Below are 7,773 nucleotides of genomic sequence, written 5' to 3' on the forward strand. Positions count from 1 at the left end.
CTGAATTCAGCCGCAAGCGCGCACGTGTGACAGCTATCACAGAAGTATTGACCGCTTCTTCCGTCGCTCAACATGAATCCTACGTCCAATCCCCGGCAGTAACGGGGAAGAAGTGGAAACACAGCGGCGGGAAGAAGAATCAGTCAAGAGAAAGTCATGTGCAGCTGGACGGAACTATCATCCCTTTGGATGAAGAATTTGAGATACCAGGCAGCGGAGAGCGGTGCATGTTTCCGAGAGATACACAGCTCACGCCAAAAGAGCGAGTGAACTGTCATTGTGCGGTGGGTCCTGTAGTTGATCCTGTTATTCTTGGTTTGTCAGCTGAGGAAAAAGAAGAGATTAGAAGAAGAGTCTTACAAAACATGGAATGAAATAGTATAATATCCTCATTACTTTGAGAATGAGGGGAAATTATGAATGTTTATGAATTTATATCTTCTATGTTTAATGGATTTATAACTATTTTTACAGCAATGATATGGCCAATCGCTATTATTATTGTAGTGGTTATGCTGAAAACACCTATTACTGATCTTATTAAAAACATAGCAAAGATAAAGTACAAAGATCTTGAATTTTTAATAAGTGAAAAAGTTGATGTTCTAGATGAAAATATAAATAATGCGGTTGCTACTTCAGGACAGTCTGTTGAATTAAAAGATTTGAGGGAGGAGTTTTCTAACTATACTATAGAACAGCTCAATAAAGAATTAGATAAAAAGATTCTAGATTTATACAGTGTTTCAATAGATCCTAGAAGAGATCTTTCTATGAATGATCCTTCCCATCAACTCGATCCTCAAAATGCACCAATTTATACAACAAGTTATTTACTTATTAAAAATATTATTACAGCTGAATTGAGCGAGGCTATTCGTGACTGGAAGGAATTGTTTAATAACATTGACATAAGAAAAGTCGATAAAAATACCAGGGAAAAATATAAAGAAAATGCTGCTAAAATAATTACAGTACTAGATAAAAAAGTAAAAGAATTTCAAGCTGAGGCCTCTTCTTCATAATGAGGCCTTCTTTCTTTTGAAAGGAGGTGAATGAATTGCCACGTGAATTGATAAATGCAAAAATCACACACGTTTCATACGTGGACAAGGCTGCTAATCAAAAGCAGTTCTTTTTTATGAAATCAGAAAAAGAAAATGACTTTGAGAAAGAAATCAAGGTCATTGCCAAAGCTGATGATGCGCAGCGGCTTGTGTACGGTATTGTATATGAGCCTCATGTGGAAGATGCGCATGGAGATTACATGACACCAGAAGAGATCGAAAAAGCCGCTCATGGGTTCCTGAAGGATGCACGTGAGATAGACAAGCAGCATGATTTCCAAGGCGGTGTCGGAGAAGTCGTTGAATCTTATATCGCTCCTTCCGACTTTGAAATGGGCGATGAAGTAATCAAGAAAGGATCGTGGGTCCTTGTGACAAAAGCATCAGATGAAATCTGGGAACAGATTCAACGGAGAAGTCGTTGAATCTTATATCGCTCCTTCCGACTTTGAAAGGGGCGATGAAGTAATCAAGAAAGGATCGTGGGTCCTTGTGACAAAAGCATCTGATGAAATCTGGGAACAGATTCAAAAGGGTGAGATCACCGGATATTCAATGGCCGGAACAGCAGATATAGGGAAACAAGAGGATCACAAGCCAGCTTCTGATGAGAAGGGGCTTTTTTCTTTGCTCAAAAACTTCTTTTCTAAAGGAGAAGTGAAGAACCGATATGACAAAGGCCGCATGCGTCGTGAGTTTTGGGCCGCACAAGATGCACTAAATTCCGTTTTGTATAAATGGGATTCTTACGACGATGAAGACTTGGAGACTGATCCTGAAAAGGTGAGGGCTGCACTGGAAGACTTTGTGGAAATCACACAAGAGATTCTACTTACTGATGACTTGGCTGGGATCCAAACTGATCCAGCTGAAGAAGTCGTAAAAGCTGGTAGGAAGTTTTCTGCTGCTAACCTAAATGAGCTAAAAAGTGCAAGAGCCGCTATCGACAATCTATTGAGTCAAGCGGAAGAGAAGAAGGAGGAAGAAGACGTGAACAAAGAAGATCTGCAAAAGATGCTAGATGAAACAATTGCACCAGTCGTAAAACGTCTGGATGACCTTGAGAAGGGAGAAGGCGAAGGTCAGACTGATCCGCAAGAAAAACAAATTGATGAAGAGGTCGCAAAAGAAATGGCCGCAGCTGTAGAAAAGGCATTGGCTCCAGTTGTTGATAGAGTCGAAGCGCTTGAAAAAGCACGTCCGCAAGGTAAGGGAGTAGGAGATCAACAACAACAAGACTTACAAAAATCTGAAACGGTATGGGGCGGCTTGCTTTAAGCCGAGAAAAAGGAGGAACTAACGTGAGAAATCAAGAGGTAATTAACAAAGCGGAAGTGACGCTTGGGACGTTAAAAACAGGCGGTCTAATGAATCCAACCCAATCTAGCACATTTATTCGTATGGTGCAAAATGCACCAACATTGCTGCAAGATGCACGTGTCATTCCGATGGATGGCGATGCACAAAAAATCGAAAAAATCGGTTTTGGTCAGCGGATTCTTCGTCCTGGTGTGGAAGGAAAAGCAGTTCCAGCAAGTGATCGAGTTGCACCAACAACAAGCACTGTGGAGCTTAATGCAAAAGAAGTCATCGCAGAAGTGAATATTACTTATGACACACTTGAAAACAACATCGAGGGCGATGCTTTGCAAAACACCATCATGCAAATGCTTGCTGAACGAGCTGCAGTAGATATTGAAGAATTGATCTTAAATGGTGATACATCGTCATCTGATACTTACCTTGCGCAGCTTGATGGTATCCGCAAGCAAGCGACATCTCATATCGTAGATGTTGCTGGTGAACCACTTACACGCCAAGTATTCAAACAAGGATACAAAGCTGTTCCACCAAAATATTTGCGAGTCCCACAAGAGTTCCGTTTCTATTCTTCCCCAGGGCAAGAGGTCGAATGGAAAGACAAAGTAGCGGATCGTCAAACAAATTTAGGAGATGCAGCAGTACAAGGTGGGCTTTCTTCTGCATTCGGTGTTCCAGTCAAAGGAATTGCAAATATGCAACCGTATGATGCGGACGGCACAGATGTTTCAGATATTTTATTGACTCATCCAAAAAACATCATCTTGGGCTTCTCTCGTAATATCCGTATTGAGGTTGATAAAGACATCCGTAATCGTAAGTTCATTATCGTCCTTACTGCGAAGCTCGACAGCAAATTTGAGGAAGAAGATGCTGTTGCTAAGATCATCAAGGTCAAGGAGTGATCAATATGTATACAGCGGTTTTGATCAAAGGAAAGACATACTCTGTAATGGGTCATGTCTTTCTTTTAAATCAGGAGAAAGAGATTGAGAAAAAGGTATTTCAATATCTCAATGGTAATGAGTTCTTTGATTGTAAGCAGCTTGATGTTCCTGATGATGATAAGCCTGTGAAAGATGAAGAACCAAAAGAGACTGAAGAAGAACCGGCACAAGAAACAAAAACCTACACTGAATCAGAACTGAAGGGCATGAACAAAACTGAACAAGAAGCCATTGTTATTGATCTTGGCGGCGATCCGTCTCAACTCAAAGATAAGAGTGAGAGAATTGCCTTCATCCTCGAGCATCAAGAAAAAGCAGGAGAGTAAGGCTGATGCTGATCTCTCCTGAAGATGTTAGGGCGTATACCGTATTCGAGAGCGTGAAAAACCGCTCGGATGAACTATTGGAAAGTGACATCATTGAGGCTGAAGCTGAGGTATTTCAGATCGTAGGTCACGATTTCTCAAGCGAAAAATATCAGCCGCTTCCTGAAAAGGCGAAGATCGCATTGATTAAAATGGCGCAGTTCTTCGCACTGATCAACGGGGATGAATCAATCATAAAGGGTTATAAATCTGAAAAGATTGGTGACTACTCTTATACACTGGCAGACGGAAACGCCGTTACAAAGCCAGATGTGTATAACCTGTTGATAGATTTCATTGAGCCAATTGATCCACCGGAAGATCCGGCAAGTGTAAGAATGAGGTTGAGATCGCTATGAGCTATCAATCGTTATTAACGGATCGATGCGATATATATCACTTGCAAACAGAGCAGCTGTCAAAAGATCGCTATGGAATACCTGTCCAAGATGCGCAGCCGCTCTTTTCATATCCTGATGAGCCTGATCAAGTTGCGCAGCCATGTTATTTTACGGAGAAAAACCAATCCATCACACAGCAGGAGCCAAACGCAACCATTCATCAATCGTACCTTGTTCATTTTCCTATTACCGCTGATGTCCGAGTAAATGACAAAGTGGTATGGGAAGGCGTGACATTGAAACTCCAAAAGCCCAGACAGATCAAAAATCACCACATTGAGGTGGTAGCGATGAGGAGTGAAAGCCTTTGAGGATTGATGGTTTAGATCAGTTTATTGAGGACTTGAATGCTGCGGTGAATGGCGGCTTGCAAGCAGAATATGAAGAATGGCTTGAAGGAATGGGCTATGAGTTCCTAGATATTGTTCAGGATGAGGTCATTCGTACAAAAACAGTAGATGCTCGGCGTTTGCTTAACTCATTCCAAAAAGGAGACCAAGAAAACGTCTTTTCGATGAGCAGTGGCGGTCTCACCCTAGATGTAGGGACCAACTTGGAATATGCATCTTACACAAACGATGGACACTTTACGATTGATCCTAGTAAAAATCAGGACAGACGATGGGTTCCTGGCAGATGGGTTGGTGATCGTTTTGAATACGATCCAAACGCTGAAACAGGAATGCTTCTAAAGTTCCAGTGGGTTGAGGGCAGCGGCTATTGGGATAATGCGTTGGCCATCTTTGGACAGATGTTTGAACAATCATTGGACCGCAAGCTGCAGCAATGGATCGATGAACAATTTGGGCGGTGATTAAATGAATCAAGAAGTCGGCGCCATCATGAATTATTGTTACAAGCAGTTTTCGGTGAAGGTTTACGAAAATGAAATTCCTGAACAATTTCAGATTCCTTCAATGTACTTTCCTGCAGCATGGACAAACACTAAAAACGATACTGTTTCAACGTTCCTCAAAACATACACGCTGCATATAAAAGTGTTTCACAAGGACTCTGGACAGGCTCATGATGCAGCGGAGTCGATAGTAGATGCCTTATCAGCGGATCGGAATATCATTCAGATGGTCAGTGAAGAAGGTGAACCGCTTGATGATTATGTCCGCATTAAGAGAGCGGAAACTAGGAGTGGTGATCAAGGTGTGGCAACGATTGTCCTCACATGGGATAGTGCCTATTGGTACAACCGAGACGAGCAACCAAGCCTAGACGACATAAATTTTTCAGATGGGGTGATAAAAAGTGGCCAAGAATAAAAGCGAGCCGGTGAAAGAAGAAAAAGCTGCACCGGTTATTCCTAAAGAAGCAGCATTTTCATTTGAAGCCTTGAAAGAGCACAGCAAGGAATTGTTTGGCGTAAAGCCTGAAATCCTTGAGGGTGCTCTTTTTTATATCAAAGATCAACCAATTACAAAAACAGAAGCAAAGAAGCAGATTGATGCTTTTTTGTCTAAGGAGGTTTAAGCATGAATGGAGGTACTTTTACACCAGGTACAGAGAAAAAGCGTCCTGGTATCTACTTCAATTTCAAAACCACAGCACAGCAGCGTATCACGTTAGGTGATCGCGGCACCGTTGCACTCCCAATCACTATGAGTTGGGGAGAGCCTAAGACGTTCATCTCTATCTCAGGCATCGAGGACTTAAATAAAAAAGTCGGATTAAACATCGATGACAAGTCGCTTCTTCTTTTCCGAGAAGCGAAGAAAAAAGCACAGACGGTTCTTTTATATCGCTTGAATGAGGGTGAACCTGCAAAGGCTCAGATCAGCGAGAATTTCAACATTCTTGCTAATTATGGTGGACAGAAAGGGAATGAGGTCACGATCCAAGTCACTGAAAACGTATTGGATAGCTCCAAGCGTGATGTGGTGACTTACGTTGGTACAGACATTGTTGATAAGCAGGTTGTCACTGATGTCAAAGAGCTGAAGCAGAACAAATATGTTTCGTTCTCTGGTGAAGGTGAAGTGACAATCACCGCTGGTGTCACACTAAGCGGTGGGAAAAATGGTGTTCCAAGCGTGGCAGATTACACAGCATTCCTGGAAGCAGCTGAAACAGAATACTTTGACGTGATCGCGCTGCCTAATAACACTAGCGAGCAGTTAAAAGCGACATTTGTGGCTTTCATCAAGCGGCTGCGTGATGATCAAGGGCGTAAGGTGCAAGGAGTTTTGGCAAACTATCCGGCTGATCATGAAGGAATTATCAATGTCACAAGCGGTGTGTTGCTAGAAGACGGCACAGAGATCACACCAGCCAAAGCAACTGCATGGGTGGCCGGTGCATCTGCAGGAGCAAACTTCAATCAGTCGTTAACCTTTGTTGAATATGAAGGGGCTGTTGATACGTTAGAGCGTCTTGATAATGATCAAGTGGAATATCGCTTGTCACAAGGCGAATTCTTGTTCACGTTTGATGCGAGAGATCGCACAGTGAGCGTTGAGAAGGACATTAACTCCTTAACGACTTATACAACCGAGAAGAACAAGACATTCGCTAAAAACAAGATCATTCGTGTGCTCGATGCGATCAACAATGATCTCACACGTGAATTGAAGGATTTAATTAAATTACGCAAAGCAAATGGCAATGACATTCCGGCATCTGATGACGGATTGCAGCTGGTGAAAACACTCATCACACAATATCTCACGCAGCTCCAAGATGGATCTGGAATCACTGGCTTTGACTCTGAAACAGATATTACGATCAGCTTGAATGAAGATCGTGACGGTTTCTTAATTGATCTAGCTGTTCAACCAGTTGATGCAGCTGAAAAATTCTATTTCAATGTAGAGGTGAAATAAGATGGCTTTTAAAGCGCAGAATACCATTTCAGGTAAAGAAGGACGCTTATTTCTCGATGGCGAGGAATTGGCATTTATCAAAACCTTTGAAGCAAACGTGGAGAAAAACAAATCAGAAGTTAACGTTATGGGCCGTCGTATGACCGGTCACAAGACAACCGGTGCGAATGGTACTGGCACAGCGACTTTCTATAAAGTCACATCACGTTTCGTTCAGCTCATGCTCAACTATGTGAAGAAAGGGGAAGACCCATACTTCACTATTCAAGCTGTTCTGGATGACAAATCATCCGCTCGTGGCACTGAGCGTGTCACATTGTTTGATGTGAACTTTGATTCTGCAAAGATCGCGGGGCTTGATGTGGATTCAGAAGCACTTGAAGAAGAGGTTCCTTTCACGTTTGAGGACTTTGATCTTCCTGAGAAGTTGAAGGATTCTTTCTAAGAATTGTGGAGGAAATTAGCTAATTAATTAGCTAAATAAAAACCGAATATGCTATAATGAAAAGAGAATGCTCAGAGCATTCCCAAAGCATTCCCGGTATACAAAATTATGTTTACATGCAAAGCGATTTGCATACAATAAAAAGAAGCCAGGATGCGTCAACATCCCGGCAATGTACAATGAGGCCCTTCAAGGGGCTGGCTTATCAATTAGATAGTTTTAAGGATAGACTTTCCCTTCAACCGTCCAAAGCTCAAGGGGAGTCTATTTTTTGTTTATATACGTCAACAAAGCAAGGATAAACATCCCGAATAAAAGCATTAGGGAAATCGCTTGGAACGTTGACATGAGCATCACCCCCTTCCTATCGGGGATGAGCCAGACACCCTTGAGAAAG

12 protein-coding genes and 2 pseudogenes are annotated in these 7,773 nt (G+C 42.2%); 13 read left to right on the forward strand and 1 reads right to left on the reverse strand.

Annotated features, from left to right (window positions below; translation table 11 throughout):
* The 13 genes and pseudogenes from BA1_RS17675 to BA1_RS17730 form a co-directional block, all read left to right on the forward strand.
* On the forward strand, positions 1–374 hold a 374-nt coding region (locus BA1_RS17675; RefSeq protein ID WP_008361936.1), incomplete at its 5' end, for a phage minor head protein.
* A 42-nt stretch (positions 375–416) separates the two neighbouring features.
* Entirely contained in the window at positions 417–1,025 is a 609-nt protein-coding gene (locus tag BA1_RS18410) for a hypothetical protein (RefSeq protein ID WP_008361938.1), read from the forward strand.
* Positions 1,026–1,060: 35 nt separating this feature from the next.
* Positions 1,061–1,480: pseudogene (locus BA1_RS19875) on the forward strand (XkdF-like putative serine protease domain-containing protein); the annotation flags it as partial.
* Positions 1,479–2,345, forward strand: a pseudogene (locus BA1_RS17685) (XkdF-like putative serine protease domain-containing protein); the annotation flags it as partial. The pseudogenes BA1_RS19875 and BA1_RS17685, both read left to right, overlap by 2 nt.
* A 23-nt stretch (positions 2,346–2,368) precedes the next feature.
* Positions 2,369–3,292: a phage major capsid protein gene (locus tag BA1_RS17690; RefSeq protein WP_008361939.1), complete on the forward strand. Its 924-nt coding sequence runs from the start codon at positions 2,369–2,371 to the stop codon at positions 3,290–3,292.
* Between the two features lie 5 nt (positions 3,293–3,297).
* Positions 3,298–3,660 (forward strand): YqbF domain-containing protein, encoded by a 363-nt coding sequence (locus tag BA1_RS17695; RefSeq protein ID WP_008361942.1) that lies wholly within the window; start codon positions 3,298–3,300, stop codon positions 3,658–3,660.
* Between the two features lie 5 nt (positions 3,661–3,665).
* Positions 3,666–4,058 (forward strand): protein YqbG, encoded by a 393-nt coding sequence (gene yqbG, locus BA1_RS17700; protein WP_008361944.1) that lies wholly within the window; start codon positions 3,666–3,668, stop codon positions 4,056–4,058.
* Positions 4,055–4,411, forward strand: a complete 357-nt coding sequence (locus BA1_RS17705; RefSeq protein ID WP_003213352.1) for a DUF3599 family protein — start codon at positions 4,055–4,057, stop codon at positions 4,409–4,411. Before yqbG ends, BA1_RS17705 begins: the two co-directional genes overlap by 4 nt.
* Positions 4,408–4,914 (forward strand): HK97 gp10 family phage protein, encoded by a 507-nt coding sequence (locus BA1_RS17710; protein ID WP_008361948.1) that lies wholly within the window; start codon positions 4,408–4,410, stop codon positions 4,912–4,914. The genes BA1_RS17705 and BA1_RS17710 overlap by 4 nt, the downstream gene beginning before the upstream one ends.
* Positions 4,915–4,918: 4 nt before the next feature.
* Positions 4,919–5,374: a phage tail terminator family protein gene (locus BA1_RS17715; protein WP_008361951.1), complete on the forward strand. Its 456-nt coding sequence runs from the start codon at positions 4,919–4,921 to the stop codon at positions 5,372–5,374.
* Positions 5,375–5,384: 10 nt separating this feature from the next.
* A complete protein-coding gene (locus BA1_RS17720; protein WP_165379370.1) occupies positions 5,385–5,582 on the forward strand; it encodes a YqzN/YkzM domain-containing protein in 198 nt (65 codons plus the stop codon).
* 2 nt (positions 5,583–5,584) lie between these two features.
* Positions 5,585–6,931, forward strand: coding sequence for a phage tail sheath family protein (locus BA1_RS17725; protein ID WP_008361955.1), 1,347 nt, complete (start codon positions 5,585–5,587; stop codon positions 6,929–6,931).
* Between the two features lies 1 nt (position 6,932).
* Positions 6,933–7,376: a phage tail tube protein gene (locus tag BA1_RS17730; protein ID WP_008361958.1), complete on the forward strand. Its 444-nt coding sequence runs from the start codon at positions 6,933–6,935 to the stop codon at positions 7,374–7,376.
* A 264-nt stretch (positions 7,377–7,640) separates the two neighbouring features.
* Here the strand turns inward: BA1_RS17730 and BA1_RS19735 are convergent, their stop codons facing one another.
* Positions 7,641–7,730, reverse strand: a complete 90-nt coding sequence (locus tag BA1_RS19735; protein ID WP_074041930.1) for a putative holin-like toxin — start codon at positions 7,728–7,730, stop codon at positions 7,641–7,643.
* Between the last annotated feature and the right edge of the window lie 43 nt (positions 7,731–7,773).

It is taken from the genome of Bacillus xiamenensis (assembly GCF_000300535.1).
GTDB lineage: Bacteria > Bacillota > Bacilli > Bacillales > Bacillaceae > Bacillus > Bacillus xiamenensis.